The organism is Euzebya pacifica (genome assembly GCF_003344865.1).
Lineage (GTDB): Bacteria > Actinomycetota > Nitriliruptoria > Euzebyales > Euzebyaceae > Euzebya > Euzebya pacifica.
This window is the reverse complement of sequence record NZ_CP031165.1, coordinates 1,775,058-1,801,596: the sequence shown is the minus strand read 5'-3', so window position 1 is coordinate 1,801,596 and position 26,539 is coordinate 1,775,058. Positions and strand designations below refer to the sequence as shown.

Genomic DNA, 26,539 nt, shown 5'->3' with positions numbered 1-26,539 from the left:
CCGCGTTCTCCCTCCATGCCACCCATGCCACGATTGACTCCGTACCGCCGTCTCGTCCCTCATCGGGAGTCTAGGACGGACCGGTCGGTCCTCGTGCGGCTGGGCGCCGAGCGTCACCGAAGGGTGACCGGTAGGGTCGGCCGGTGACCACATCGACCGGACCGCCGGAGGTCTCGTTCGGCCACGACGCCGGGCGGCTTGCCATCGTGATCCGGTGGTTCCATCCGTCGCAGTGGTTCTGGTACCCGCGCGTCCTGCTCCTCCTCGCGCTGGACCTGCTCCTCGTCGTGGGTGTCCGCTATACCCTGGTCGTCGCCGAGTCCTGGGCGCTGCTCGTGCCGCTCGGGATGTTCGTCGCGCTGCCCGCGGCCGCGCTGCACGTCGATGTGGTGCGCAGCCTGCGCAACCGCACGACCATCACCGTCGACGAGACCCGACTCCGGGCGATCACCGGGCCGATGGCACCTGCTGGTGCCGACGTGCCGTTGGCCGGCGTGGCTGGGTGGCGGATCACCGACGTGCGCAGCCGATCGGACCTGCTGGCGGTCGGTGCCGACGGCACCGCGCACCTGCTGGGCCGCCTGCTGACCCCGGAGGCGGCACGGGCCGCGGCACAACGCCTCGAGGAGTCGACGGGGATCGGGATGGTCGAACCCGCGCCTCCCGTGGCGCCGCGGCCGGTGGCCCGGATGCTGCTCTCGGTCGTGCTGGTGCTGGCCGTGGCCGGCTGGGCCGGCTGGCGGCTGGCGGGTCCTGCCCTGCCCGGCCTGCTCGCCGAGCTGGACGTCCTCGCTGGCCCGTCGACCACGACCGTCACCCCGGCGGAGGCGACCACGGCGACGGTGTGGCTGCGCGGGACGATCCGCCTGGACCGGGCCGTCAATCCCGAACGGTTCTTCCTCGAGCAGCTGGCCGGCGAGTACGCGCTGCTGCTGGAGGGCGACGTGTCCGTGTCGTGCGATCCCACCGACGTGGCGTTCTTCGTCGACCAGCAGACCGTCTCCGGGGGATCGAGCTCGACCATCGCCTGGTACGGCCGGCTGACCGACTGCGCGGTCCGCCTGCCGGCCGGGACGTCGACGGTCACCGCCCGGCTGCGTGCCCCGGACGGCCCGGACCCCGTCGACTTCCTGCGCGCCGAGGTCCTGCTTCGCCAGTAGGCATCCGGGTCAGCTGGCGGTCTCGTCGATCGACACGGCGACGGGCACGCCGGCCTCGACGGTGCGGCTGACGGTGCAGGTGCGGTCGTGGGAGGTGGCTACGGCGCGGGGCAGGATCGCCCGGGCGGCGTCCCCCTCCTCCCCCTCGGGGAAGGTGACGTTGAACACGAGGGAGAGGTCGCGCATGACGTTGCCACCCTCGTCACGGTGCTTGTGGCCCTCGGCGACGACCTCGAAGGTCTCCGGCGGGGTGCGGCGGCCGGTCACGACGTCGACGTCGACGGCCGAACATCCCGCGATCGCCGCGAGCAGCAGCTCGACGGGGCTCCACAGGTCGTCGTGCCCGCTGCCGAGCTCCATGGTCAGGCCACGGGCGTTGGTCGCGACGTAGCGGCCGGTGTCGGTGCGGGAGAGGGTCACGGAGCGGAGGGACTCGTCGGTCATGCCGCCATCCTGCCCGACAGCGACTACGGGCCGCCGGTGTGAATCAGGGCCATCCCCCGGCCAGGTGTGCCTCGACCGCCGGCGAACGGAACGCGATCCGTCCCGCCTGCCGCCGGATCAGGTGGTGCTCCACGTCCAGGGAGCGCGTCGTCGAGGCGATCTGGGCAGAGCTGGAGCGCCCCACCGCAGCGGCCACCGCGGCGCCGGTCCGGTGATTCTCGTCCAGACCAGCAGCCGCAGTCAGCACCGACATCTGCAGGTCGGTGAGTCCATCGAGGCGGCTGCGGACGTATCGCTCCACCTCGCGGCGGACGCTGTGCCATCCTCGATCACTTTCCTCACGGGTGATCACCTCGCCCGTGCCAGCGTTCCACGCACCCTCGCCGGCGAGCTGGAACAAGAACGGGTCGCCCAGAGAACGAGCGATGAGGTCGTCGACTGCATGCCCCTCCATCACGACCCGGGCCGTGCCGTCGTCGGTCAGGACTCGCCATCCTTCGCCGGTGAAGGGCGACAGCGCCTCGCGAAGGTCCATGGGACTCAGCGGGTCCAGCTCCGCGGTGCGGAACCGCCGCGAGAACGTGGCGCCGGCCTCTGCCGCGTGCCGGTGGAAGTCGGGAAGGCCGGACAGGTACACCGCCAGCGGCAGCGCGTCCTCGCGGTCGATTCCTGCCACATCGCGACGATGGCGGGTCGCCTCCAACGCATCGCCGAACACGGTCAGCAGCTGCGACAACGGGCCCGGTCGGGCGATGTTCTGGATCTCGTCGACGCGGATCAGCAGCAGCCGACCCTCCTCCCCTGCCAGGCTCGCGAGCTCGACGATGACGTCGAACAGGGCCCGGTAGGCGTTGGGGGTGGGCTGATCGGCGCGGATGCGGACGCCCCCGACCGGCAGCCTGATCTCCTCGATCCTGCGGAGCATGCCATCGGTGGACCGGGCCACCCTGGCATCGGTCCGACGGGTCTCCAGGAAGCCTTGCAGGGAGCGGGCCACCAGGTCGAACACGTCGGCGTCGACGGCGACGCGCACCCTGGACGGGACCCAGTCCCCGAGGTCCGCAGCGTCTGCGGCGATGCGGTTGATCAGCGCGCTCTTGCCGATGCCGAACTCCCCGAGCACGGCGCGGCCACGTTCGTAGAGGCCATTGACGCGTCGGGGGCGCAGGACGTCCCTGAAGTCCGCGATCTCGGGGGACCGTCCTGCCCAGATCTCGGGCACGCGGTCGGACCCCGGCAGGAAGGGGTTGTTGGACGGGGACCGCATGCGGTCAAGTTTGCGCCGGTGCTCAGCTGCCGTCAACTTGACCGATCACCCCGACTTCGACGTCAACGTGACGACGAGGTGCCTACGCGGTCACGGTGACCGCGGGGAGGTGAGCCGGCCGCCCACGAGGTCACTTGTTGCGGCGCTTCTGGATGTTGCTCCACTCGTCGCGCAGGCCGACGGTGCGGTGGAACGTCGTCGGCTGGCTGGGGTCGGCGGCGAAGTAGCCGAGCCGCTCGAACTGGATGACCTCGCCGGCCGGGGTGTCGGCGATGGCCGGTTCGACCTTGGCGGTGACGGTGCGGCGGGATTCCGGGTCGAGGGACTCCATCGGGTCGCTGTCGCCCTTGCCGGGGTGCGGATCGGTGAACAGCCGCTCGTAGAGGTGGACCGTCGCGTCGACCGCGTGCTGGGCGGACACCCAGTGGATGGTCGACTTGACCTTGCGGCCGTCGGGGGCCTGGCCGCCCTTGGTCTCGGGGTCGTAGGTGCAGCGGACCTCAACGACCTTGCCGTCGTCGTCGGTGATCGCCTCGGTGGCGGTGATGAAGTAGCCACCTCGCAGCCGGACCTCGCGTCCCGGGGTCAGCCGGTAGTACTTCTTCGGCGGGTCGAGCATGAAGTCGTCCTGCTCGATCCACAGCTCACCGGAGAACGGGACCGCACGGGTACCGGCGGCCTCGTCCTCGGGGTTGTTGATCGCCTCGAGGTGCTCGACGTGACCCTCGGGCCAGTTGGTGATGACGACCTTGAGCGGTTCGAGCACGCCCATGCGACGCAGCGCGTGGGTGTTGTGGTGACGCCGGACGAAGAACTCCAGCAGCTCGATGTCGTGGACGCTGTTGGTCTTGGCGACGCCGATGTGGTCGACGAACTCGCGGATGGCCTCGGCGGGATAGCCGCGGGTGCGCATGCCCCGAAGGGTGGGCATGCGGGCGTCGTCCCAGCCGTCGACGGTGCCCTCCTCGACCAGCCGACGGAGGATCCGCTTGGACATGACCGTGTGGGTCAGGGCGAGCCGGGCGAACTCGGTCTGCTCGGGCTTGCCGTGGGGCAGCTCGAGGTGCTCCAGGCACCAGTCGTACAGCGGACGGTGGTCGGTGAACTCCAGGGTGCACAACGAGTGGGTGACGCCCTCGATGGCGTCGGACTGCCCGTGGGCCCAGTCGTAGGTGGGGTAGATCACCCAGTCGTTGCCGGTGCGGTGGTGCTCGATCCGGCGGATGCGGTACAGCACGGGGTCGCGCATCGACATGACGTTGTGCTGCATGTCGATGCGGGCGCGCAGCACCTTCGTCCCGTCGTCGAACTCGCCGGCCCGCATGCGACGCAGCAGGTCGAGGTTCTCCTCGGGGCTGCGGTCGCGGTAGGGGGACTCGACGCCCGGCTGGCCGAAGCCGCCGCGCTGCTCGGAGATCGTCTCGGCGTCCTGGTCGTCGACGTAGGCCAGGCCCTTGGTGACCAGCTCCTCCGCCCAGGCGTACAGCTGCTCGAAGTAGTCCGAGGCGTAGACGACGCGGGCCGGCTCGAACCCGAGCCACGCGATGTCGTCCTGGATGGCGTCGACGTACTCGGGATCCTCGGCCTCGGGGTTGGTGTCGTCGAACCGCAGGTTGCAGGCGCCGCCGAACTCCTCCGCCAGCCCGAAGTTGAGCTGGATGGACTTGGAGTGGCCGATGTGGAGGTAGCCGTTGGGCTCCGGGGGGAACCGCGTCTGGACGCGACCGTCGTGGAGCCCGGCCTGCTGGTCGGCCTGGATCCTCTCGCGGATGAAGTCGGAAGCGGTGGTCGTGGCGTCGTCCGGAGCAGCGGTCATGGCACAAGAAGGTAGCGGTCCACGCCGCTTGGTCACGTGCTGATCGGTGCCTGATCGGCGAGGATGTTCGCCGTGATGTCCAAGCCAACCCTTCCCTCCCCCGCGGACGCGGCCGAGACCGCCGGTGTCCGCATCGTGCCGCTCGACGACATGGCGCTGGTCGGTGCGGCAGCCGACCTGATCGACCGGGTCTGGGCGACGACGGACCTGATGCGCACCAACCTGATCCGTGCGGTCGAGCAGGCGGGCGGGTACGCGGTCGGCGCGCTGGACCCGGCGTCGGGCGAGCTCGTCGGCACCACCGTGGCGTTCCTCGGCAGCCACGAGGTGGACGGGCAGCGCCAACCCACCCTGCACAGCCACATCACCTGCACCGACGTGCGGTCCAAGGGCGTGGGGCTGGCCCTGAAGGTGCACCAGCGCGAGTGGTGTGCCGCCCGCGGGATCGTGGCCGTGACGTGGACCTTCGATCCCCTCGTCGCCCGCAACGCCTGGTTCAACCTCGGCAAGCTCGGCGCGACGGGTCGGCAGTACCTGGTCAACCACTACGGCGCGATGGACGACGCGATCAACGCCGGTGACGAGTCCGACCGCCTGCTGGCCTGGTGGCCGTCGGGCGCGGGAAACAGCGCCGGGCAGGCAGGACCCCTGGGCGCGGACGGGTCGGCTGCCGCCGACCTGGCGGCCGTCCGGCTGCTCGACGTCGGCACGGCCGGCGAGCCGGTCCTGTCGCCGGTGCGGGTCGACGCCGCATCGGTGCTGCTGGAGGTGCGGGTGCCGCCCGACATCGAGGCGACCCGACGACGCGACCCCGACCTGGCGCGGCGCTGGCGGACCGCGGTGCGCGAGACGATGGGGCAGGCCATGGCCTGCGGGCACCGGGCCACGGGCATGCGGCGCGACGGGACCTACCTGCTGACCCCGGCCGAGGCGGTCGTGGAGGGGATGGGACGGTGAGGATCGAGGCGATCGAGCTGCGACGGGTCGACATCCCCCTCGTCACCCCGTTCCGGACGTCCTTCGGCACCCAGGACACACGGGACTGCGTCCTGGTCAGGGTGGTCACCGACGTCGGGGAGGGGTGGAGCGAGTGCGTGACCATGCCCTGGCCGCTGTACTCCGCGGAGTCCAGCGACGTGGTCATCCCGATCGTGTCGGCCCACATGGCTCCGCGGCTGCTGGGGGTCGACGGGATCGGGCCACGGGACGTCGCCCGCCTGCTGGCCCCGATCCGCGGTCACCGGATGGCCAAGGCGGGGCTGGAGGCTGCGGTGCTCGATGCCTGGCTGCGGGCGGCCGGCCAGTCGTTCGCCTCGTTCCTCGGGGTGACGGCCACGCGGGTGCCGTGCGGGGTGTCGGTCGGCATCCACGACTCCACCGAGGCGCTGGTCGAGACCGTCGGCGGGTACCTCGACGAGGGGTACGTCCGGATCAAGCTCAAGATCGAACCGGGCAACGACGTGGAGGCGGTGGCGGCGGTCCGACGGGCGTTCGGTGAGGACGTGCCGCTGCAGGTGGACGCCAACGCCGCCTACGAACCCGGCGACATCCCGTTGCTGCGTCAGCTGGATGCCTTCGGCCTGCTGCTGATCGAGCAGCCCTTCGACGAGGAGCGACTGCTGGCCAACGTCGACCTGCGGGCGGCGATCGACACGCCCGTGTGCCTGGACGAGTCGGCGGTCTCGGCCCAGGTGGTCGCCGACGCCATCCGCCTCGGGGCCGTCGACATCGTCAACATCAAGGCGGGCCGGGTCGGCGGCTACCTGGAGGCCGCACGCATCCACGACCTGTGCGTGGCCCACGGCGTGCCGGTGTGGTGCGGTGGCATGGTCGAGACGGGGATCGGCCGGGCCGCCAACGCCGTCCTGGCGGGCATGGCCGGCTTCTCGTTGCCCGGCGACAACTCGGGGTTCGACCGCTTCTACGCCACCGACATCGTCGCCGACCCCCTGCGCATGGTCGACGGCCATCTGCCGGTGCCGACCGCTCCGGGCATGGGCTTCGAGCTCGACCCCGAGGCGATCGAGGCCGTCACCGTCGAGCGGGTGCTGCTGGAGGCCCCGTCGGGGTGAGCAGGACCGGCGTGACCGTGTCCGGCGACGACACCCTGCGCCGGGCGGTCGCGTGGGCAGCGGGCGTCGAGGTGGGGGCGGTCGGCGACCTGCGTCCGGCGTCCGGCGGGGATGTCAGCATGGCGTTCACCGCCGTCGTGGACGGCCAGCGCTGCTTCGTGAAGCACCTCGACCTGCCCGTCCCCGGCCTGCTGTCCGCCGAGGCATCCTCGCTGCGCTGGCTGGCCGACGCCGGCACCGCGACCGACCCGCCGGCCGAGGCCGTCCCCCTCCCCCGTGTCGTCGGAGTCGCAGACGTGGTCGACGGAGACGACACACATCGGAGGCGTGTCGGACGGGTCGCAGACGTGGTCGACGGAGACGACACACACGGGGGGTTGGCCGTGTTGGTGCTGGCGTTCGTGGAGGAGGGGCGGCCGGCGGCCGACCACGACGAGCGGCTCGGCCGGGGGTTGGCGGCCATGCATCGCGCGGGTGCGGACGGCTTCGGCGCCCCGTGGGCGGGCTTCGTCGGCAGGCTGCCACAGCCCAACGACCCGACCGAGACGTGGGCGGCGTTCCTTGGCAGCCGACGGCTGTGGCCGACCGCCCGGATCGCCGATGAACGAGGCGCGTTGCCGCCGGGGACGCTGGAGGCGTTGGAGGGGTTGATCAACCGGCTACCCGACCTGGTCGGCCCGCCGGAGCCGCCGTCGCGCCTGCACGGCGACCTGTGGGGCGGCAACGCCATGGTCGGCCCGGACGGCGGACCGGTGCTCGTGGACCCGGCCTCCTACGGCGGCCACCGTGAGGTCGACCTGGCGATGATGCAGCTGTTCGGCGGGTTCGGCCCGGCGGTGTTCGACGCCTACGACGAGGTGTTCCCGCGTGCCGACGGTCACACCGACCGGGTCGCGCTGTACCAGCTGCACCCGCTGCTGGTCCACGCGGCGATGTTCGGCGGTGGCTACGGCCGACGGGCCCGGGCGACGATCGACCGGTACGCGTAGTCGTCGCTCGGCACCGAACACACGTTCGACTAGACTGCCGAGCATGCGACTCCTCGCCGACCTCCAGCGGGCGCCCGACGCCGAGGTGCCCCCGACGATCGCCCCGACCCTGCCGGTGACGCGCGCTCGGACCTTCGACACCCCCGAGTTCGCCGGCATGACCTTCCTCGAGGTCGAGACCAGGTCCGCCCTGAACAAGGTCAGCGGCATGCCGTTCGGCTGGTCGATCAACCCCTACCGGGGCTGCCAGCATGCGTGCTCCTACTGTCTTGCTCGCCCGACCCACGAGTACCTCAACCTGTCGCCCACCACCGACTTCGACCGGACCGTGGTGGTCAAGACCAACGTCGCGGAGGTGCTGCGCGGTGAGCTGGCCCGGTCGCGGTGGAAGGGCGAGCACGTCGCGATGGGGACCAACACCGACCCCTACCAGCGGGCGGAGGGGCGGTACCGGCTGATGCCCGACATCATCCGGGCGCTGGCGCAGTCGTGGACGCCGTTCTCGATCCTCACCAAGGGCACGCTGATCACCCGGGACCTGCCCGTCCTCGTCGAGGCCGCCGCGCGGGTCCCCGTGTCGGCCTCGCTGACGATCGGGACGCTGGACCGGCCGACGTGGCGCACCGCCGAGCCCGGCACCCCCTCCCCCAGGGCCAGGCTCGACGCCGTCAGGGCCCTCAACGACGCGGGCATCCCCACCAGGGTGATGCTCGCCCCGATCATGCCGGGCATCAACGACGATCCAGAGCAGCTCACGGCCGTCGCCAGGGCGGCCGTCGCTGCCGGTGCCACCCACGTCACGCCGATCCCCCTCCACCTGCGACCGGGGGTCAAGGCCGCCTTCTGGCCGTGGCTGGAGGCCACCCATCCCGAGCTGGTCGCGACCTACACCGAGCTGTACGGCCCGCCCGCGGCCGGGCGCAAGGGCCGGGCCACGCTGCCCGAGGACATCGTCGAGGCGATGCTGCGGACTGTCCGGGACGCACGCGACGCCGCATGGGCCGAACGGGGCAACCGCCCGCCCGAGGGCAGCTGGCCGGACCGCGCCCGGCCCGGCGAGCACGTCACCGGGCACGCCGGCAGGCCCTCGACCAACCCCGCCGAACCACCCGGCGCCGAGCCACCCGTTGCGGGACCACCCGCGGAGCAGCTCAGCATCATCTGAGCGCTACTTCGACAGCCGGCGCATGTGCACGTTCTGCAGCAGCCCGATCATGATCCAGGACGCGATCAGACTGGTACCGCCGTAGGAGATGAACGGCAGCGGCAGCCCCGTCACCGGCATGATGCCGATGGCCATGCCGACGTTGATGAACAGCTGGAAGGCGAACACGCTGATGACGCCGGCGGCGATGAGCGTGCCGAAGGTGTCCCGGCTGGTGGCGGCGATGCGCAGCCCCCGCCAGATCAGCACGCCGAAGATCGCCAGCATCAGCAACGACCCGAAGAAGCCCGTCTGCTCGCCCACCACGGTGAAGATGAAGTCGGTCTGGTTCTCGGGCACGAACCCGGCGTTGGTCTGGGTGCCCTGGCCGAGGCCCTGCCCGAAGAAGCGGCCCGACCCGACGGCGATCTGGGCCTGCAGGACGTTGTAGGCGGCCCCCAGCGCGTCGGAGTTCTCGGGGTCCAGGAACGCCGTCAACCGGTCCAGCTGGTACTGCTTGACGATGCCCAGCTGAAGGGCTGCGGCGATTGCGGAGATGCCCATGCCGACCAGCGCGAACAGGTAGCGCACGTGCACGCCGGCCATCAGCAGGATGCCGAACACGATGCAGACGAAGACGATGAACGTCCCGAAGTCGGGCTGCAGCAGGATGAGTAGCATCGGGAAGGCGGCGAAGGCGAGGGCTTCGACGAGGGCACGCAGCCCGAGCGCTTCCTCCCGGTACTCGTGGAAGTGGGCGGCCAGCACGAGGATCATCGCGACCTTGGCGAACTCCGACGGCTGGAACTGGAACGGCCCGATGACGAACCACGCCTGGGCGCCGTTGATCTCGCGGCCGGCGACCAGCACACCGGCCAGGAGGACCAGCGCGAGGACGTAGCCGACGACCGACCACGCCCGGTACGTGCGGTAGTCGAACAGGGTGATGGCGATGGCGCTGACCAGCCCGAGGGCGAAGGCGATCATCTGCCGCTCGACGAAGAACGTGGGGTCCAGCCCCACGGCCTCGCGGGTGGACGCGGTGGCCGCGCCGATCATCATGAAGCCGATGCCGCTCAGCAGCAGGGCCGCGAGCAGCAGCAGCGGGTCGACGTGCGCGGCGGGCGAGAACGTCCCGGCCCAGCGGCGCTGCAACGATTCGCGCATCAGGCGCTCGGAACCGTCGTTGATGGACACGCCGGACATCAGTCGGTCACCTCCCCGGCCTCGAGCTCGACGGTGATGGCGTCCTCCTCGGGGCTCTCGCGGAGCAGGATGTTGAACAGGTCACCGAAGATCCGCTCGGCGATCGGGGCGGCGATCAGCGAGCCGCTGCCGCCCTCCTCGACCATCACGACGACGACGTAGCGCTCGCCGGCGACCTCCTCGGTGTTGTAGGCGGCGAACCACGCGAAGGGCTGCTTGGGCTTCTGCTCCGCCGTGCCGGTCTTGCCGGCGATCTCGAACGGGAAGTCGTTGAAGACCTTGAAGGCGGTGCCGTCCTCGTCAGCGGTGACCATGACCAGGCCCTGCTCGATGAAGTCGAGGTCGTCGGCAGCGACGGGGATGGTCATCAGCGGTTCGGGCTCGAACTGCTCGACGGGCCCGTTCTGGCCGATGATCGCGCGGACGACGTGGGGGGTCATGATGACGCCGCGGTTGGCGATGGCGGCGAAGGCGTTGGCCACCTGCAGGGGGGTGGTCTGCATGTCGCCCTGCCCGATGGACATGTTGACCGCGTCACCACCGCGCCAGAGGAACCCCTCGTTGCACAGCTCGGAGTACAGCTCGCGGGCGTAGCTGCCGGGGGCCGCCGTCTCGGCCTGGTAGCAGTAGTTGTCACGGGCGTTGACCCAGTAGTCGAACCGCCACTCGCGGCCGGGGACGACACCGTCCCGCTCACCGGGCAGGTCGATGCCGGTCAGCTGGTCCAGGCCCCATCCGCGGGACATCTCCGAGAGGTACTCGAAGGGGATCTCGGGTTCGGCTCCCGAGGCGATGGCCTCGAAGGCCCGTTCGTTGTAGCCCTGTCCCTCGGGGGACTGCACCTCTTCGGTGAACATGCGGCGGGCCAGCGCGTAGTAGACGGTGTCGCAGGACCGCATGAGGGACTCGGCGAGGTTCAGCGACCCCTCGTCGACGGGATTCCAGTTCCGGTACACGTTGCCGGCGTCACCGAAGGCGTACTCGGCGGGGCAGGCGATGTAGGAGTCGTGGCCCGCGAACCCATAGGTCAGGGCGGCCGCGGCGGAGATCGGCTTGTACACCGACCCGGGCGGATAGGACGCCGAGATGGCGCGGTTGATCAGCGGGTAGTGGTTCTCGTCGTCCTGCAGGAAGTCCCACTCGGTGCTGGAGATGCCCCCGACGAACGACTCGGGGTCGTAGGTGGGATAGCTGGCCATGGCGACGACCTCGCCCGTCTCGGGCTCCAGCACCACCGCCGCACCGGCCGGGGCCTCGAAGGTACCGTCGGCACGTCCCTCGGCGTCCTGGGTCCGGCGGGCCAGCTCGATGCCCTCCTCCAGCGCCACCTCCACGGCGGCCTGCGCCTCGGCGTCGATGGTCAGCTGCACCGAGTTGCCGGCGACGGCCTGGGCTTCCTCGGCGACCTCCTCGAGGATCTCACCACGGGCGTTGACGCGGACCTGCCGTTCGCCGTCGGTGCCGCGCAGCCAGGACTCGTAGGTCTTCTCCACCCCGGCCCAACCGATGATGTCGCCGGAGTCGTAGTCGGCGTACTCCGGCTCCTCCAGCTCCTCGGCGGAGATCTGGCCGGTGTAGCCGACGACGTGGGCCGCGAGCGGACCGCGGGGGTACTCGCGCAGGGGGATGCGTTCGGCGATGACGCCGGGGAACCTGGATGCGGAGTTCTGGTGGATGTAGAGGATGACGTCGGTGGGGACGTCGATGGCGATCGGCCGGTTGGCGAACGGGCCGACGCGCGGGTCCTCGATCCGCTCGATGACCTGTTCCTCGGTCATCGACAGGATCTGGGCCAGGCGAGCGATCGTGCGGGCCTTGGTCTCGTCGTCGCCCATCCGGTCGGGGCGGACCGAGACGACCTGTGCGTAGCGGTTGTCCACGATCGGGATGCCGTTGCGGTCGAGGATGTCCCCCCGGGGCGCGTCGACCTGGACGGTCCTGAAGCTCTGGCTGTCGGCCCGTGCCACGTACCGCTCACCGGTCATGACCTGGAGGAACCAGAGCCTGGCCACGAGCAGCACGAACATGCTGACCACGAGGGCGCTCAGGAAGGTGAGGCGCAGCGCGGTGCTCTCCCGGGAGACCGGCGGCCTGGCGTTCGTCGGCTGCACGATCCAACGGTAGCCCTGTGGAGCCCTGCCGGTGCAGGTCCGACCCCCGACCGGCCGGCCGAGGCCGGAGCGACGCCTCGGGGGCCCGAGACCAGCGGGCGGTGGACTATCGGTCCGCGTACGCCTCCGCGTGGCCCCGCACCACCACGCCGTTGAGGGTGCTGAAGGGCAGGGTCTGGAAGTCCACGGCGTTGCTCATCAGCGTGCAGGCGCCGATCTCGGCGCGCGCAACCGCCGAGACCACGGGGCCGGGGGTCGCGCACTCCTGGTAGTGGTGGTGCCCACCCATGAGGTGACCGATCTCGTGGGCGGCGACCTTGGCCGCGAAGTCCCGGTAGAAGGTCACTGGACCGATCGGGATGCCGTCCTTGGGGTCAACCAGCGCGTCGCCGATCTCACCGACGGCGAACGCGTTCTCGGGGTTGCCGACGCCGCCGATGCAGTCGGCCTGCCCGGCAACGGCCGTCTGGCCCAGGGCCTGGATGTCGGCGTCGGTCGCCACGTAGACGATGTCGACGTCGTCGGGCCGCGCGCCACCGTGCTGCGCACGGGCCAGGTCGATGATCTCCTGTGATTCCGTGGTTCGTCCCGCCAGGTCGTCGACGGTGGCGTCCAGCAGGTCCCAGCCGACCCAGGCCAGGTCGATCCCGAGGTCGACGTAGGGCTGCGGGGCGACCTCGAGCAGGTCCACGACATCGGCGAACAGGGCGTCGCCGGCGGCCAGGTAGTCGGCCCGTCCGGCATCGGTGCCGTCGTCGAGCGCAGCGATGCCGGGCACGTCCACGGTGTCGAGCACGAGCAGCACGTCCAGGACGATGGTGTCGGCCTCGCCGACGACGTGCTGCACGCTGGTCGAGTCGGGACCGGTCAGCTGGGCCCCGGCGCAGTCCACCTGCTGTGCCTCGAGGTCGATGATCGCGGTCTCGGCCGGGGCCGCCGTCGTCGTGGCACCGGAGGGGACCGCAAGCAGCGCGGCCACGAGCACGGCGAGCAGGGTGACGGACGAGCGGAGCAGGTTCATGGCGGCCTCTTCGCCGTCCGGACGCCGAACTCCTGCTAGCCGGCGGAGGTCGGGAACTGCTTGATGACCGCCTGGGTCGGCCGCACGACCAACGGCGAGATCACCGCGGTGTAGAGGCCGACGACGATCGTGGCCGCCAGCACGTGGTTCCAGCCGGCCTCGACCACCCCGAAGACCTTCCCGAGGACGCCGTATCCCAGCGTGGCGATGGCGGCCAGGACCCCCGACAACGCCAGCGCGCCGGCCTGCTGGGAGGACGCCAGGTAGGGCTTCGCGGCGCCGGCGGCGTACCCGACGACCATGAGGACCAGCGCCCACAGGCCGACCAGCGCACCGGTGCCCGACAGCAGGTCCTGGGCCAGTCCAGCACCGAAGCCGAGGCGCAGTCCCGTGTCGGGGCCGTCGAGCAGCGCGATGCCGACGACGACGAGCACCAGCACGTCGGGCCGGTAACCGGCGACGGCGAAGGTGGGCGCCACGATCGTCTTGACCAGCAGGGCACCGACGATCAGCGCGGTGATGGCCACGATCCGTGCGGGCATGTCAGCCCTCGGTCTCGGTCGGCGACGCGGAGGGCGACGGCGATGCGCTGGGGTCCTCCGACGGCGTGGCCGGCGCCGGGAAGTCCACACCCGGCACGGCGACCGCGTCGGGGTCGGGGGCCAGGGTGACGGTCGGGGCCGGCGCGATGTCGGCCTCGATCGTCTCCTCCTCGGTGAACTCCCCGTCCTCCTCCGGCCCGGCGATCACGACCGCGACGGTGGACAGCTCGCCGAAGTCCACGAACGGGCGCACGCTGAGGAACCGTTCGCCCTCGGTGTCGCCGTCCGCCGGCGGCTCGATGACCCCGATCGGCAGGCCGGGCGGCACCAGGCTCCCCTGGAACCGCAGCGTGACCACCTCGGCGTCCAGCGGCACGGCGACGTTGGAGTCCAGCATCTCCAGGCGCAGCAGCCCGGACCCCTGGCCCGACAGCAGGCCCGGTGACCGGAACTCGGGGGTGACGGCGTTGACGGAGAAGTCGCCGGTCTCCACCGAGGTCAGCAGGGCCACCCGGGCACGGGTGCTGGTGACCTGGATGACCTGCCCGACCACACCGCGGTCGTTGATGACGGCCATGCCCTGGGCGACGCCCTGGCCGGCCCCGACGTCGATGAGGATCTCGCGCTGGAAGGTGCCGGGCGGTGCGGCGATCACCCGGGCACCGACGACCCGCAGGTTCTCGCGCTCGACCATGCCGAGCAGCTCCTCGGCCTCGGTCAGGCGGCGTTCGACGTCGGCGATCCGCAGGCCCCGCTGGCGCAGGGTCGCGTTCTCCTCCTGCAGCTGCTCGATCTGGCTGCGGAGGGTCCCGAGGTCGAAGATCGACCCGAAGAAGCCACCGATGGGCCGGACGACCGCAGCGAAGCCCTCCTGGATCGGCGAGAACACCGCGTCGGCGCCCCGTTGCAGCCCACCCACCGGCCCGCCGGACTCACGGAAGTCCAGGGTGATGAAGGCGAGGGCGATCAGGAGGAACGCCGCGATGACGGTGCGTCGACGGTTCACGGTGGGCCTGGCTGCCTCGCGTCAGTGACGCGAGGAGGAGATCAGGACCCGCTTGAGGGCCTCGAACTCCTCCAGGCACTTGCCGGAGCCGATGGCGACGGAGTTCAGCGGCTGGTCGGCGACGTGGATCGGCATGCCGGTCTCGTGCTTGAGCCGCTCGTCGAGCCCCTGGAGGTGCGCACCGCCGCCCGTCAGGACGATGCCCTTGTCCATGATGTCGGCCGCAAGCTCCGGCGGAGTGCGGTCCAGGGTGTTCTTGACCGCGTCGACGATGGAGTTGACGGGCTCCTCGATGGCCCGACGGATCTCCTCCGCGGAGATGATGATCGTCTTGGGCAGGCCGGACACGAGGTCACGACCGCGGATCTCGGCGTGGGACTCCTCCGGCATCGGGAACGCCGACCCGATGGCCATCTTGATCTCCTCGGAGGTGCGCTCGCCGAGCATCAGCGAGTACTCCTTCTTGACGTAGTTGATGATCGACTCGTCCAGCTCGTCCCCGCCGATGCGGATCGAGGCGGACGTGACGATCCCGCCGAGGGAGATCACCGCGACTTCGGTGGTGCCACCACCGATGTCGACGACCATGTTGCCGGCCGGTTCGTGCACGGGGAGCCCGGCGCCGATCGCGGCGGCCATGGGCTCCTCGATGATGTAGGCGGCGCGGGCGCCGGCCTGGATCGAGGCCTCCTCGACGGCGCGCTGCTCGACACCCGTGATGCCCGACGGCACGCACACCACGACACGCGGCTTGTTCAGCCAGGTCATGTAGCGGCGACGGTGCACCTTGCGGATGAAGTAGTTCAGCATCTTCTCGGTCACGTCGAAGTCGGCGATGACGCCGTCCTTCAGCGGCCGGATGGCCACGATGTGTCCCGGCGTGCGCCCGATCATCCGCTTGGCCTCTGCGCCCACGGCGAGGATCGCGCCGTTGCGGGTGTTGATGGCCACCACGCTGGGCTCGTTCAGCACGATGCCGCGCCCACGCACGTAGACGAGCGTGTTCGCGGTCCCCAGGTCGACGGCGATGTCGCGGCCGAACAGGGGGAGCTGGTTGAGGTTCTGCGGAGTGGTCGACACGGGGGAAGTGAGTCCGGACAGAGGTGCGGAAAACGGGCACCGGAGCATTCCGGTGCGTCCCACGAGTGTAGCCCCGGTCGCAGGCATGCGGTTGCCCCGCTGCCCCCTGTCGTATGGACCTTGCCCGGACGGACGGCCGGGACGGGGTTCAGCACACGCCTTCTCGTGCCAGCGACACGAACTCGTGGTCCCCAACGACGAGGTGGTCCAGCAGCTCGACACCCACCGTGGCCCCTGCCCGATGCAGCCTGCGGGTGATGGCGCGGTCGGCGTCGGAGGGCGTGGGATCGCCGGAGGGATGGTTGTGGGCAAGGAACACCGCGCTGGCCCCGCGCAGCAACGCGTCGCGATAGATCTCGCGCGGTGACATGAACGTGTGGGTCGCGGTGCCGACCGACACCACGTCGGTGGCGATCAGCCGGTGGCGGGCGTCGAGGGACAGCAGCAGGCAGCGTTCCCGGTCCAGCCCGACCAGCAGGGGCCTGACCAGGCGGTCGGCGTCCTCGGGACAGCCGACGTGGGGTCGACCACGATGGTCGGGCAGCACGAGCCGGTGGGGCGGGAGCAGCGCGTCGGGGGCAAGGGTCGTGGCAGTCATGGTCCAACCGAACCACGACGTCGGTGTGCGGGTCCGTCGACGTCGCCTCGACCTGTGGAGAACCTGCGCTCCAGCGCCGACTTCACGCGGTGTAGCCTGACCCCTGTCATGGGGTCACCGGCGCGAGCAGGTGGGTCGGCACACGGGGGGCCGACCACGTCGTCCCTGCTCGAACGCGACGAGGTGCTCGACACCGTGGCCGCAGCGCTCCACCGCGCCGGCGGGGGCGCGGGAGCAGGCGTGCTGGTCGAGGGGGCGGCAGGGACCGGCAAGACCTCCATCGTCCAGGCGTGCGCGACCGCTGCCGAGGCAAAGGGGTTTCGGGTCTGGCAGGCCCGTGGCCTGGACCTCGAGCGCGGGTACCCGTGGGGGGTGGCGGTGCAGCTGCTCGAACGGCTCCACCCCGACGAACGGGCCAGGGTCCTGCACGGGGCTGCCGCGCTTGCCGAACCCCTGGTGGACGCCACGGCGCTCGACACCGCCGACGGTGACCCGTTCCCGCGGGTGCACGGACTGCACTGGACCGTCGCGAACCTGTCGGAGACCCGACCGGTGCTGCTCGTCGTCGACGACGCGCAGTGGGCCGACCCCCAGACGCTTCGGTGGTTGTGCTACCTCCTCGCCCGTGTGGAGGACCTGCCGGTCGTGGTCCTGGTGACGGCTCGCACCGGCGAGCCGACCACGACGGAGATCACCCGCTTGCTGGCCCACCTGACCACGATGTCCACCACCGTGTCGCTGCGACCGTTGTCCGCGACGGCCGTGCGCACCCTGGTGTCGCGCTTGCTGCCGGAGGCCACCGACGCGTTCCGCACGTCCGTGGTCGACGCGGTCGCCGGCAACCCGTTCCTCTGCCACCAGCTGGTGGCCACGGTGCGACACGAAGCCATCGTCCCCGACGACGCCGCTGCCGACCACCTGCACGACCTGCGGCCTGCCGGTATCCGCAACGCCATGCTCGTCCAGCTGGGCCAGCTCGGGAGCGACGCCGCCGACGTCGCCGCGGGGGTGGCGGCACTGGAGTCCGCCGCGACACCCGAGGTGCTGACCGCCGTGACCGACCTGACCGAGGACCAGCTCGCCGGCGTTCTCGACCAGCTGTACGCCTCGACCCTCCTCTCCCCCGGGGACACCCCGACCTTCGTGCACCCCATCGTGCGTGAGGCGGTCCTCGAGGACCTCGGGCCCGCGCGTCTCGCGCGCCTGCACGCCACGGCTGCACGTGTGCTGCACGGGCTGTCCCGACGGGACCAGGACGTGGCCTCGCAGCTGCTGCGCGCCTCACCCATCCGCGAGCCGTGGGCGGTGGACGTGCTGCGTCGCACCGCCACCGACGCCATGCGACGGGCCGCACCAGCACGCGCCGTCGAGCTGCTCGACACCGCGCTCGACCTGGTGGTTGATCCGGCCGTCGAGGTGCAGGTGCTGGTCGAACTGGGCACTGCGGAGGCCGCCGCTGGGATGGCCAGCGCCCTGGACCACCTCGGCGAGGCGCTGACGCGGACGAGCCGTGCCGAGACGACGGTGCCCGTGGCCGTCATGCTCGGGGAAAGCCTCTATGCCGCCGGCCGCTACGAGGACGCCGCCCGTGCCTACGACCACGCCCGCCGGCTGCGATCCGACGACGTCCGCCTCGACCCGCGGGTCGAGGCACGGCTGCTCGGCGGACTGGACATGTCCAGGAACCTGCACTCCCAGCCATCGGGTGAGACCGCCCGCCGGCTGGAGGACCTCTGCCCCGCCGACCCCGCGGACGAGCACCTCCAGACCCTCCTGCGGGCGATCACCGCCGGTCAGATGGCGCTCGGCCTCGAGAACGCCGCGGACGGGACGCCGGTCACGCACGCGCTGCTCGTGGACCTCACCGATCGCGCCATGACCGAACCGGACCTGCTGCGCGAAGCCGGGTTGCCGATCCTCGAGCCGCTGATCCTGGCGCTCTTCCGCGGCGAACGATGGCGTCGCGCGCTGGTGTTCGTCGACGAGCTGACCGAGGTCGCCAGCCGGCGCGGACACATGACGACCCACGCCTCGCTGCTGCCCCTTCGAGCCCTGTGCAACCTGATGCTGGGACGCCTGGCCGACGCCGCTGGTGACGGCACCGACGGGATCCGCCTGGCCGAGGACACCTCCGCGGCGTCCCTCGCAACGTCCGCGGCGTCGCGGTATGCGCTGGCGGTCGCGTCCCTGGAACGTGACCGCCAGGACGAGGCGCTGGCCGCGGTCAGCCACCCCAGGGCCGAGCAGCGCTGGGGCGACTCGCCGCTGTACGGCTGGTACCTGACGGGGCGCGGGGCGGTCGACCTGGCTCGTGGGCGACACGACCAGGCGTTGGCGGCCTTCACCCGGGCCGGCGAGCACTTCATGTCCGCCGGTGGCCCCGGCGCCTTCTGCGACTGGCGGGGCGGGGCAGCCCTCGCGGCTCGGGGCACGGGCGACCTCGACGCCGCACGGGAGCACGCCGAGCACAACATGGCTCTGGCGGAGTCCTTCGGCGCGCCCGCGGCCCTCGCTGCCGCGCTCCGTGTGCGGGCCCGCATCAGCGACGACCGAGGCGAGGCGGTCGACCTGCTCGGCCGTGCGCGGACGCTGGTGACCGACGCCGACGCCGCGCTGGAACGAGCGCAGGTGCACGTCGAGCTGGGCGCGGCCCTGCGACGTGCGGGCCACCGTCGCGACGCCCGAGCCATGCTGCGGACTGGTCTGGCCGAGGCCCAGCGGTGCGGGGCCCACCGGCTGGTCCGCCGTGTCGGCGAGGAGCTCGAGGTGGCCGGCGCCCGGCGTCCGGAGCTCGCCGTGGAGGGGGTCGATGCGCTGACCCCGTCCGAGCTGCGAGTGGCGCGGCGGGCCGTCGCCGGTCACAGCAACCGGGTCATCGCCGAGCAGCTCTTCGTGACCCGCAAGACCGTCGAGACCCACCTGAGCAACGTCTATCGCAAGCTGGGCATCTCCAGTCGTGGACAGCTGCAATCAGCGATCGCCGACCCCGACGACGATGCCCTTCCCGCAACGAGGGGTCCGGCAGCCGAGCGCCGCTGACGAAGGTTCGGGGTGGGTCCCAGATGCGGCGACATCGGGACGGGGGAAGGGTGTTCGTCCCGTGGCTCCTCCACCCGACACGACCGCCCCGACCACCGACGACAGGCTGCGCCTGACCGTCCTCGTCGACCGCGATGTCGCGCCCATCCGGGGACTCGTCCTCGGCCCGGACGGCCGTCCGGGCGAGCCCTTCGAGGGCTGGATGGAGCTGACCGGGTTGATCGAGTCCGCGCGGATGCGCGACCGGGACCAGGGATGACCGGACCCGGAGCTGCGGTCGGGCCATCTGAGGGGGTGGCCCGGCCGTGGTCCCGCGGTGCCCAGGTACTACAACTAGGCGGCGGAGAACCACAGCTGGACCTCGACGGTCCCGTTGTCCTCCAGCGACACGACCGCGGGGCTCGACGGTGTCTCGATCTCGAAGTCGGCGAAGACCACCGGGGTCGTCCCGACGACGAGGATGTTGCCGTCGGCGACCTGGGCCTCCATGTCGAGGGTCACGGCGTTGGTGACGCCGTTGACCGTCAGGTCACCCACGGCGGAGAACGTGACGCGGTCCTCGGCGGTGGGGACCTCGCCGAAGTCGACGGGCTCGGTCAGCACGAAGGTGCCGGTGGGGTGCTCGGCGACACCCATCGCTCGCTGCATCGCGTCGTCACGGCGAGGCACGTCGGACTCGATGACGGTGAAGTCGGCCTCGATCGTGGCTGCGGTGAGGGTCGTGCCGTCGATGACCAGCTCGCCGGTCACCCCGGGTGTGCGGCCGACCGCCTCGGTCTCGCCGACGCTGGCCAGCACCTCGTCCACCCGGAAGCCCACGAAGGTCGACGTGGCATCCGCGAAGTCGAAGGTGCCGACGTCGGTGTTGACCGTCCAGGTCCCGCTGACGTCGTCGAGCTCGTCTGCCGTGGAGGCGTCGTCGGCTGCGTCGGACACGGCGACGGGGTCGGTATCGGCAGCGACAGCCTCCAGGGCGTTGTCGATGCTGGCCTCCTCCGCGGCGGGGCGGTTGAGGTACCAGACACCCACCCCTGCGCCGAGGACGGCGAGTGCGGCGATGCCGCCGATGAGGGGCTTGGCGTTCACTGTGACGATCTCCTGCTCGGCGTGCACGGGGCTTCGATGGTCCCGACCGTAGCCAGCCCGTTGCGGCGTCCCCCTTCCCTTGGCCAACTCTTTGCCGACATCACAGCGCCCTCTCAGGACCGGACCAACGGGGTAGTGACGCCGATGGCACACCGCAGTACCATCACTGTGAGTAGTCACAAGAGACGGTGGGTCACATGCAGGCGCGCGAGGGGCTGACGGAGCACGGCAGGGCCGTGATCCTGGAGGGCATGGACTGCGCCGCGGCGATCACCGACCTCGATGGCCGGGTGCGCTGGCTCAACCCCGCGGCAGGGCGCCTGCTCGGCCGTACCCCCGCCTCGTTCCTCGCCCTCGACGCCCGTGCCCAGTGGGCGATACCGGACAGGACACCCCTGGATCGCGCGCGGCTCGTGCGGACGATCGCGGCCGGGCAGCCGATCGTCGTCGACGGGTCCCTGTCGATCGACGGTCGCACGGTGCCGGTCACCGTCGATGTCCGCCCGTTCGCCGCCGAGGACGGGATCGGGGGCGCCGCGCTGGTGATCACCGACCGGTCCTCCGACGCGCAACGCGAGCAGGGCGTCCAGGAAGCGCGGGCCGGCCAGCAGCTGATCGGCGACCTCAGCAGGCACCTGCTGGAGGAGGACCTGGCTGGTGGGCTGCTCGACCTGCTGGAACGCCTTCGGCAGATGGTGGGAGTGGACGCCGCCGCGTGGTTGCGGATCGATGAGTCCTCGGTCGTGGAGGTCCTCGGCGACCACATGGCCGAGCTCCGCGGGGCGGCCCTGAGCGGACTCCCCTGGTGTGCCCGGGCGGTCGAGGAACGCACCACGGTGCATGTGGTCGACGGCCTGACCGACGGCCGCTTCGACACGGGCCGCGAGATGAAGGTCCTCGGCCTCCGGTCGGCGGTGATCGCCCCCGTGGTGGTCGACGGCGTGATCAGGAGCCTGCTGTTCGTCGGCAGCACGAACGCCTCCTGGGACGCCCACCTCGTCAACCTCCTCGACACGGCCGCCGACCTGATCGGCAGCGCCGTGGCGCGACAGCAACACGACGAGAACCTGCGCCAGCAGCTGGTCACCGACATCGAGACGGGCCTGCCGGGAGCCGCCGTCGTTGACCTCGCCCTCGGATCTGCCCTTCGCTCCCCGTCCGGGGGCACCGTGGTCATCGTCCGCCTGCGCCGCTACGACGACGTCGCCGCCGCCTACGGCGGACGCCAGGCCGCCCAGTTCCTGACCGTCTGTGCCCAGCAGCTGGACGACGCGCTCGGGGTGACCACCTGCCGGGTCGGCACCGGCGAGCTGGGCTTCGTCGACATGGCCGGCCGGGCCGACATCGGCGACCTCGTCCACGCGACGCTGGCCGGCCCCCTGCCGGTGCGCGACGGCCTGCGGGCGTTGGCGGACCCGGTGGTCGGCGTCTGCCAGGCGTCCCGGCACACGACCGCGGCTGCGGCCCTCACCCGTGCACGCGCAGCCCTTGCGGTGGCCGCGGTTCGCGCCGACGACCCGCCCGTGCCGGCGTCGGAGTCCCTCGTCCTGGACACCGCGCAGGAGCTGGGACGGGCGCTGGCCCTGGAGGAGGCCATCGCCGACCGTCGCATCGTCATCCACACCCAGGCCGGCCGACGCCTCACCGACCGCGCCCCCCGCTGGGCCGAGGTCCTCGTCCGCTTCAGCGACACCGACCTCGCCGACATCCCCGTCCAGGAAGTCATCGCCACCGCCGAACGGACCGGCGCCATCCACCAGCTCGGCCTGCAGGTCATGCGCGCCGCAGCCCTGCTCCGTCAACGACTCGGCGACCTCGGCCCCGAGCTGCTCAGCATCAACCTCTCCGCTGTCCAGATCCGCAGCGAGGACCTGCCCGAGAAGCTGGAGAAGATCGTCCGACGCGTCGGCTGCGCCCCCGCCCAGTTCGCCCTCGAGCTCACCGAGACCGCGATCATGCACGACCTCGACCGGGCCGGCCGCGTCGTCCACGCCCTCGCCGACGCCGGGTTCACCCTCATGATCGACGACTTCGGCGCCGGGACCAGCACCATCCGCAAGCTCGTCGACCTGCCCTTCGACGTCCTCAAGATCGACCGCGGCCTCGTCGCGGGCATCCACACCGACCCGCGCCGCCATCGCCTCCTCGCCTCCACCATCGACCTCGGCCTCGGACAGGACAAGCTCATCGTCGTGGAGGGCATCGAGACCCCCGACGACGCCGCCGCCGTCGCCCGCCTCGGCGCCGACATCGCCCAGGGCTACTGCTTCAGCCGACCCTGCCCACCGGAGATCGGCGTCCTCGAATGTGCCGACTGGAGCGTGTGGAAACCACCGCCACTCGAGGATCAGTAGCCTTTCGCCGAGCCACGAGGTCCTGCATGATCGGCGGCATGTCTTCCACGATCGTCATCGGGGACGGGCCTGCCGGCCTGTCCGCCGCCCTGTTCCTGGCCAAGAACGACCACCACGTGACCGTCTACGGCGGTGACGAGACGGCGATGCACTGGGCACACCTGCACAACTACCTCGGGGTGCCCGACACCGGAGGGAGCGCCTTCCAGGCGGTGGCCCGCAAGCAGGTGACCGACATGGGCGCCGACATGGTGGAGGAGACCGTGACGGCCGTCCGTGTCGACGGCGATCGTTTCGCGGTGTCCACCGAGGGCACGGGCGCCGACGCCTCCGCGGACTACCTGATCATCGCGGGTGGCAAGACCGCAACGTCCCTCGCGGAGTCCTTGGGGATCGAGGGCGGGCCCAACGGGGTCGACACCGATCGGGACGGCCGCACCGGCGTGGACCGGGTCTACGTCGTGGGTCGCCTGGCCAAACCCAACCGCAGCCAGGCGATCATCTCCGCGGGCGCCGGCGCGTCGGCGGCGCTGGACATCCTCTCCCGCGAGGCCGGGGACGACGTGCACGACTGGGACTCCCCGCCCAAGGACTGAACGACGGCGTCCTGCCGCGAGGTCAGTCCGGCGCCGTGAAGGTGCGAACCACCTCCAGCAGCATGTTCGCGAAGCGTTCGAGGTCGGCCACGGCAACGTGCTCGTCGGGGGCGTGGGCGACGTCGGCGCTGCCGGGCCCCCAGACCACGCCGGGGATACCACCGACCTGCCGCAGCAGCCCGAGGTCGCAGCCGTAGGGCATCCCGACGACCGGTGCGGCCGGGGCTGCCGATCGCACCGCACGCACGATGTCGTCATCGGTCGGCGTGTCCCCGCCGACCCACTGGGCCCCGATCCACTCGACCTCCGGCACGTGATCGGTCAACCACGGGTCGGTCGCCGCGATCTCGGCCACGGCCTGTTCGAGCTCGGCGCGTGCACGGGCGACCGGCTCGTCCGGTGCGGTGCCGAACCGGCCCTCGATCCGCACCCAGGCCGCCTCGTCGCATCGGTAGTCGCCGCCCTCGATGCGTCCCATGCAGATCGGGAACGGGACGTCGGTGTCGTAGAGCGGGTGGTGCAGCCGGCCGGCCCGTTCGGCCTCCAGGTCGAGGATGCGACGGTGGACCAACCAGGCCTTCTCGATCGCCGAGACCCCGGTGTGGCGGACGCTGCCGTGGGCGGTGCGCCCCTCGACGGTCACGGCGAAGCACAGCGCCCCAGCGCTGGCCGGGGCGATCGCCAGGTCGGTCGGTTCCACGACGATGGCGCCGTCGGCCCGCACCCCCGCGATCAGGCTGGCGAGGGTGCCCGCCCCGCCGTCCTCCTCCCCCACCACCGGGGTCAGCACGACCTCCCCCGTCAGGCTGGACGGCTCGAGGGCGAGGGCGGCGAGGACGTGCATCGCCGCCGCGAGCCCACCCTTGGTGTCGGCCGATCCGCGGCCGTACAGCAGGCCGTCCCGGATCACCGGGTCGAACGGCCCGGTGGTCCAGCCGTCCTGCTCGGCGCCGGGGACCACGTCGACGTGGACGTTGACCAGCAGCCGGCGTGTCAGTTCGGCGGGCCCCACACGGGCGACCAGGACGGGGATCCGCTCGCGGTCGACCTCCGCGGAGTGGAACGGGTGGATGGCGACGGCACGGCCGGGCAGGTCGCGCTGCTCGACGGCGACGCCGTGGTCGGTCAACCAGCGGGTGACGACGGCGAGGACCTCGTCCTCCTCACCCCCCAGCGACGGGATCGCGATCAGCTCGGCGGCGGTCCGTGCGATCGCCTCGCCGCTGAGCAGCGCGTCGGTGCTCGCGCCCATCCGCGGGTCAGAGGGCCGACAGGGCGCGGTCGAGGTCGGCGATCAGGTCAGCCGTGTCCTCGATGCCGACGGAGTAGCGGATCAGCCCCTCGGGGATGCCGGCCTCCGCCCGTTCGGCGTCGGTGAGCTCCACGTGGCTGGTCGTCGCTGGCGGTCCGGCGATGGTCTCGACCTGGCCGAGGTTGGCGGCGAGGTAGGCGTACTCCAGCTCCGCGCAGACCTTCTCCACGGCCGGCATGCCACCGACGAGGGAGAAGCTCAGGACGCCGCCGAAGCCCTCCATCTGGCTGGCCGCGATGTCGTGGCCGGGGTGGTCGGGCAGGCCCGGGTAGGCGACCCGCTCGACGGCCGGGTGGGCGGCCAGGTGCTCGGCGACGGCCTGGGCGGTGGCGTTGTGCCGTTCGACCCGCAGGCCGAGGGTCTTCAGCGACCGCAGGAACATGGCGGCGACGTGCGGGTCCATGCCGGTGCCGATGATCTCGCGCAGGGCGTAGACGCGGTGGACCAGCTCCTCGCTGCCGCACACCACGCCGCCGAGCACGTCGCCGTGACCGCCGAGGAACTTCGAGGCCGAGTGCAGCACGATGTCGGCCCCGTACTCCACCGGCCGTGTGTTGATCGGGGTGGCGAAGGTGTTGTCGACCACGGTGACGGCGCCGACCGCACGGGCGGCCGCCGACAGGCGGGCGATGTCGAGCACCTTCAGCGTCGGGTTGGTCGGCGTCTCCAGGTACAGCAGGTCGCAGCCCTCGGCGATCGCGGCCTCCAGCGCCTCGTGGTCGTCGGTGTCGACCACGACGCAGTCAACCCCCCACCGCGGGAGGATCTGGCTGAACATCAAGTGGGTGCCGCCGTAGGTGTCGGTGACCGTCACGGCCCGACGGCCGGGTCCGAGCAACGCCATCAGCGTGGTGGAGATGGCCGCCATGCCCGTCCCGAAGCTGGTGGCGGCCGCGGTGCCCTCCAGCGCCGCCATCTTGGCCTCGAACCGGTCGGTCGTCGGGTTGGAGTTGCGGGCATAGATGTGTCCCGGCGTCTCCCCGAGTGCCGCCGCGCGCCACGACGGCACGTCGGCGTAGGCGAACGCCGAGTTGGTGTGCACCGGCGCGATGATGCTGCCGGTGGCGGGGTCGACGTGCTCGGTCAGGTGCACCGAGCGGGTGGAACGGCCGGGGGCGGGAAGATCGGTCATCGCCCGGCAGCCTATCGAAACACGACGAACGGGGCGCCCAGAGGACGCCCCGTGTCGAGATCGCGTGTGCCCTACGGGAAGAAGATCTTGATCTCGCGCTCGGCGGACTCGGGGGAGTCCGAGCCGTGGATGATGTTCTCGCCGATCTCGGTGGCGAACTCGCCACGGATCGAGCCCGGAGCGGACTCCAGCGGGTTGGTGGCGCCGGCCAGCTGGCGCATGGCAGCGATGGCGGACTCGCCGGTGACGACGAGGGCGACCAGCGGACCGCCGGTGATGAAGTCGACGAGCTCGCCGAAGAACGGGCGCTCACGGTGCTCGCCGTAGTGCTCCTCGGCGGTCTCGCGCTCGAGGGTGCGCAGCTCCATCTTGTCGATGGTCAGCCCCTTGCGCTCGATGCGGCGAACGACCTCGCCGATGAGGCCCCGACGGACACCGTCGGGCTTGATCAGGATCAGAGTGGATTCGGTAGCCATTGCCGCGCAGGGTATCGGCTGCGCAGGGTGTCCGGCGCGGCCGACCGGCCACCCCCTCCGCTTGGGGCGCGCGGGTCACGGGGGGACC

Annotated in this window: 23 protein-coding genes; 9 read left to right on the top strand and 14 right to left on the bottom strand. The window is 71.4% G+C overall.

What is annotated here, in order from left to right; translation table 11 throughout:
• Window positions 1-143: 143 nt before the first annotated feature.
• Window positions 144-1,160, top strand: coding sequence for a hypothetical protein (locus DVS28_RS07500; protein WP_114590911.1), 1,017 nt, complete (start codon window positions 144-146; stop codon window positions 1,158-1,160).
• 9 nt (window positions 1,161-1,169) lie between these two features.
• Here the strand turns inward: DVS28_RS07500 and DVS28_RS07495 are convergent, their stop codons facing one another.
• From DVS28_RS07495 to DVS28_RS07485, 3 genes are all read right to left on the bottom strand, one after another.
• Window positions 1,170-1,604 (bottom strand): OsmC family protein, encoded by a 435-nt coding sequence (locus DVS28_RS07495; protein WP_114590910.1) that lies wholly within the window; start codon window positions 1,602-1,604, stop codon window positions 1,170-1,172.
• A 43-nt stretch (window positions 1,605-1,647) separates the two neighbouring features.
• Window positions 1,648-2,871, bottom strand: coding sequence for an ATP-binding protein (locus DVS28_RS07490; RefSeq protein ID WP_114590909.1), 1,224 nt, complete (start codon window positions 2,869-2,871; stop codon window positions 1,648-1,650).
• Window positions 2,872-3,001: 130 nt separating this feature from the next.
• Window positions 3,002-4,687: a glutamine--tRNA ligase/YqeY domain fusion protein gene (locus DVS28_RS07485; RefSeq protein WP_114590908.1), complete on the bottom strand. Its 1,686-nt coding sequence runs from the start codon at window positions 4,685-4,687 to the stop codon at window positions 3,002-3,004.
• Window positions 4,688-4,762: 75 nt separating this feature from the next.
• Here DVS28_RS07485 and DVS28_RS07480 point away from each other — a divergent pair, with 75 nt between their 5' ends.
• Genes DVS28_RS07480 through DVS28_RS07465 form a run of 4 tightly spaced genes read left to right on the top strand, consistent with a single transcriptional unit; the run spans window position 4,763 to window position 8,913 of the window.
• A complete protein-coding gene (locus DVS28_RS07480; protein WP_164710114.1) occupies window positions 4,763-5,644 on the top strand; it encodes a GNAT family N-acetyltransferase in 882 nt (293 codons plus the stop codon).
• Window positions 5,641-6,759 carry an o-succinylbenzoate synthase gene (gene menC, locus DVS28_RS07475; protein ID WP_114590906.1) on the top strand — a complete coding sequence of 373 codons (1,119 nt, stop codon included), beginning with the start codon at window positions 5,641-5,643 and terminating at the stop codon, window positions 6,757-6,759. The genes DVS28_RS07480 and menC overlap by 4 nt, the downstream gene beginning before the upstream one ends.
• The gene (locus DVS28_RS07470) at window positions 6,756-7,748 is read left to right on the top strand and encodes a fructosamine kinase family protein (RefSeq protein WP_114590905.1); all 993 of its coding nucleotides are present in this window, start codon (window positions 6,756-6,758) and stop codon (window positions 7,746-7,748) included. Before menC ends, DVS28_RS07470 begins: the two co-directional genes overlap by 4 nt.
• 43 nt (window positions 7,749-7,791) lie before the next feature.
• Window positions 7,792-8,913: a radical SAM protein gene (locus DVS28_RS07465; protein ID WP_114590904.1), complete on the top strand. Its 1,122-nt coding sequence runs from the start codon at window positions 7,792-7,794 to the stop codon at window positions 8,911-8,913.
• A 3-nt stretch (window positions 8,914-8,916) separates the two neighbouring features.
• Here DVS28_RS07465 and rodA read toward each other — a convergent pair whose 3' ends face one another.
• The 7 genes from rodA to DVS28_RS07430 all read right to left on the bottom strand — a co-directional run bounded on the left by rodA (window position 8,917) and on the right by DVS28_RS07430 (window position 16,456).
• Window positions 8,917-10,098: a rod shape-determining protein RodA gene (rodA, locus tag DVS28_RS07460; protein ID WP_114590903.1), complete on the bottom strand. Its 1,182-nt coding sequence runs from the start codon at window positions 10,096-10,098 to the stop codon at window positions 8,917-8,919.
• Window positions 10,098-12,209, bottom strand: coding sequence for a penicillin-binding protein 2 (gene mrdA / locus DVS28_RS07455; RefSeq protein ID WP_114590902.1), 2,112 nt, complete (start codon window positions 12,207-12,209; stop codon window positions 10,098-10,100). Before mrdA ends, rodA begins: the two co-directional genes overlap by 1 nt.
• A 106-nt stretch (window positions 12,210-12,315) precedes the next feature.
• The gene (locus tag DVS28_RS07450) at window positions 12,316-13,230 is read right to left on the bottom strand and encodes a zinc-dependent metalloprotease family protein (protein WP_114590901.1); all 915 of its coding nucleotides are present in this window, start codon (window positions 13,228-13,230) and stop codon (window positions 12,316-12,318) included.
• 35 nt (window positions 13,231-13,265) lie between these two features.
• Window positions 13,266-13,772 carry a rod shape-determining protein MreD gene (mreD, locus tag DVS28_RS07445; protein ID WP_114590900.1) on the bottom strand — a complete coding sequence of 169 codons (507 nt, stop codon included), beginning with the start codon at window positions 13,770-13,772 and terminating at the stop codon, window positions 13,266-13,268.
• A gap of 1 nt (window position 13,773) precedes the next feature.
• Window positions 13,774-14,778 carry a rod shape-determining protein MreC gene (mreC, locus tag DVS28_RS07440; RefSeq protein ID WP_114590899.1) on the bottom strand — a complete coding sequence of 335 codons (1,005 nt, stop codon included), beginning with the start codon at window positions 14,776-14,778 and terminating at the stop codon, window positions 13,774-13,776.
• Window positions 14,779-14,799: 21 nt separating this feature from the next.
• Window positions 14,800-15,858 carry a rod shape-determining protein gene (locus DVS28_RS07435; RefSeq protein WP_276308879.1) on the bottom strand — a complete coding sequence of 353 codons (1,059 nt, stop codon included), beginning with the start codon at window positions 15,856-15,858 and terminating at the stop codon, window positions 14,800-14,802.
• Window positions 15,859-16,006: 148 nt separating this feature from the next.
• Window positions 16,007-16,456, bottom strand: a complete 450-nt coding sequence (locus DVS28_RS07430) for a JAB domain-containing protein (protein WP_114594042.1) — start codon at window positions 16,454-16,456, stop codon at window positions 16,007-16,009.
• Between DVS28_RS07430 and DVS28_RS07425 the strand changes: the two genes are divergently transcribed.
• A complete protein-coding gene (locus tag DVS28_RS07425) occupies window positions 16,391-19,495 on the top strand; it encodes a helix-turn-helix transcriptional regulator (protein ID WP_342795435.1) in 3,105 nt (1,034 codons plus the stop codon). The two genes, DVS28_RS07430 and DVS28_RS07425, sit on opposite strands and share 66 nt — an antisense overlap.
• A gap of 61 nt (window positions 19,496-19,556) precedes the next feature.
• Window positions 19,557-19,754, top strand: coding sequence for a hypothetical protein (locus DVS28_RS07420; protein ID WP_114590896.1), 198 nt, complete (start codon window positions 19,557-19,559; stop codon window positions 19,752-19,754).
• Between the two features lie 74 nt (window positions 19,755-19,828).
• On the opposite strand, the gene DVS28_RS07415 is transcribed toward DVS28_RS07420, so the two are convergent.
• Window positions 19,829-20,581, bottom strand: coding sequence for a YceI family protein (locus DVS28_RS07415; protein WP_216826460.1), 753 nt, complete (start codon window positions 20,579-20,581; stop codon window positions 19,829-19,831).
• A gap of 197 nt (window positions 20,582-20,778) precedes the next feature.
• On the opposite strand from DVS28_RS07415, the gene DVS28_RS07410 reads away from it, so the two are divergent.
• The gene (locus tag DVS28_RS07410) at window positions 20,779-22,935 is read left to right on the top strand and encodes an EAL domain-containing protein (protein WP_114590894.1); all 2,157 of its coding nucleotides are present in this window, start codon (window positions 20,779-20,781) and stop codon (window positions 22,933-22,935) included.
• 38 nt (window positions 22,936-22,973) lie between these two features.
• Window positions 22,974-23,531: an FAD-dependent oxidoreductase gene (locus DVS28_RS07405; protein WP_216826459.1), complete on the top strand. Its 558-nt coding sequence runs from the start codon at window positions 22,974-22,976 to the stop codon at window positions 23,529-23,531.
• Between the two features lie 22 nt (window positions 23,532-23,553).
• Here the strand turns inward: DVS28_RS07405 and DVS28_RS07400 are convergent, their stop codons facing one another.
• The 3 genes from DVS28_RS07400 to ndk form a co-directional block, all read right to left on the bottom strand.
• A complete protein-coding gene (locus DVS28_RS07400) occupies window positions 23,554-24,783 on the bottom strand; it encodes a M20/M25/M40 family metallo-hydrolase (protein WP_114590892.1) in 1,230 nt (409 codons plus the stop codon).
• A gap of 7 nt (window positions 24,784-24,790) precedes the next feature.
• On the bottom strand, window positions 24,791-25,975 hold the full coding sequence (locus DVS28_RS07395) for an aminotransferase class I/II-fold pyridoxal phosphate-dependent enzyme (RefSeq protein ID WP_114590891.1): 1,185 nt from the start codon (window positions 25,973-25,975) through the stop codon (window positions 24,791-24,793).
• 71 nt (window positions 25,976-26,046) lie between these two features.
• Window positions 26,047-26,451, bottom strand: a complete 405-nt coding sequence (gene ndk, locus DVS28_RS07390; protein ID WP_108664541.1) for a nucleoside-diphosphate kinase — start codon at window positions 26,449-26,451, stop codon at window positions 26,047-26,049.
• Between the last annotated feature and the right edge of the window lie 88 nt (window positions 26,452-26,539).

Bases quoted from the DNA above. Each gene is read 5' to 3' on its own strand.
- DVS28_RS07430 (WP_114594042.1), bottom strand. From the start codon at position 16,456: ATGACTGCCACGACCCTTGCCCCCGACGCGCTGCTCCCGCCCCACCGG.
- DVS28_RS07490 (WP_114590909.1), bottom strand. From the start codon at position 2,871: ATGCGGTCCCCGTCCAACAACCCCTTCCTGCCGGGGTCCGACCGCGTG.
- DVS28_RS07400 (WP_114590892.1), bottom strand. From the start codon at position 24,783: ATGGGCGCGAGCACCGACGCGCTGCTCAGCGGCGAGGCGATCGCACGG.
- DVS28_RS07465 (WP_114590904.1), top strand. From the start codon at position 7,792: ATGCGACTCCTCGCCGACCTCCAGCGGGCGCCCGACGCCGAGGTGCCC.
- DVS28_RS07425 (WP_342795435.1), top strand. From the start codon at position 16,391: ATGGTCGGGCAGCACGAGCCGGTGGGGCGGGAGCAGCGCGTCGGGGGC.
- DVS28_RS07405 (WP_216826459.1), top strand. From the start codon at position 22,974: ATGTCTTCCACGATCGTCATCGGGGACGGGCCTGCCGGCCTGTCCGCC.
- DVS28_RS07485 (WP_114590908.1), bottom strand. From the start codon at position 4,687: ATGACCGCTGCTCCGGACGACGCCACGACCACCGCTTCCGACTTCATC.
- mreD (WP_114590900.1), bottom strand. From the start codon at position 13,772: ATGCCCGCACGGATCGTGGCCATCACCGCGCTGATCGTCGGTGCCCTG.
- DVS28_RS07450 (WP_114590901.1), bottom strand. From the start codon at position 13,230: ATGAACCTGCTCCGCTCGTCCGTCACCCTGCTCGCCGTGCTCGTGGCC.
- DVS28_RS07480 (WP_164710114.1), top strand. From the start codon at position 4,763: ATGTCCAAGCCAACCCTTCCCTCCCCCGCGGACGCGGCCGAGACCGCC.
- ndk (WP_108664541.1), bottom strand. From the start codon at position 26,451: ATGGCTACCGAATCCACTCTGATCCTGATCAAGCCCGACGGTGTCCGT.
- DVS28_RS07395 (WP_114590891.1), bottom strand. From the start codon at position 25,975: ATGACCGATCTTCCCGCCCCCGGCCGTTCCACCCGCTCGGTGCACCTG.
- DVS28_RS07410 (WP_114590894.1), top strand. From the start codon at position 20,779: ATGCAGGCGCGCGAGGGGCTGACGGAGCACGGCAGGGCCGTGATCCTG.
- rodA (WP_114590903.1), bottom strand. From the start codon at position 10,098: ATGTCCGGCGTGTCCATCAACGACGGTTCCGAGCGCCTGATGCGCGAA.
- DVS28_RS07495 (WP_114590910.1), bottom strand. From the start codon at position 1,604: ATGACCGACGAGTCCCTCCGCTCCGTGACCCTCTCCCGCACCGACACC.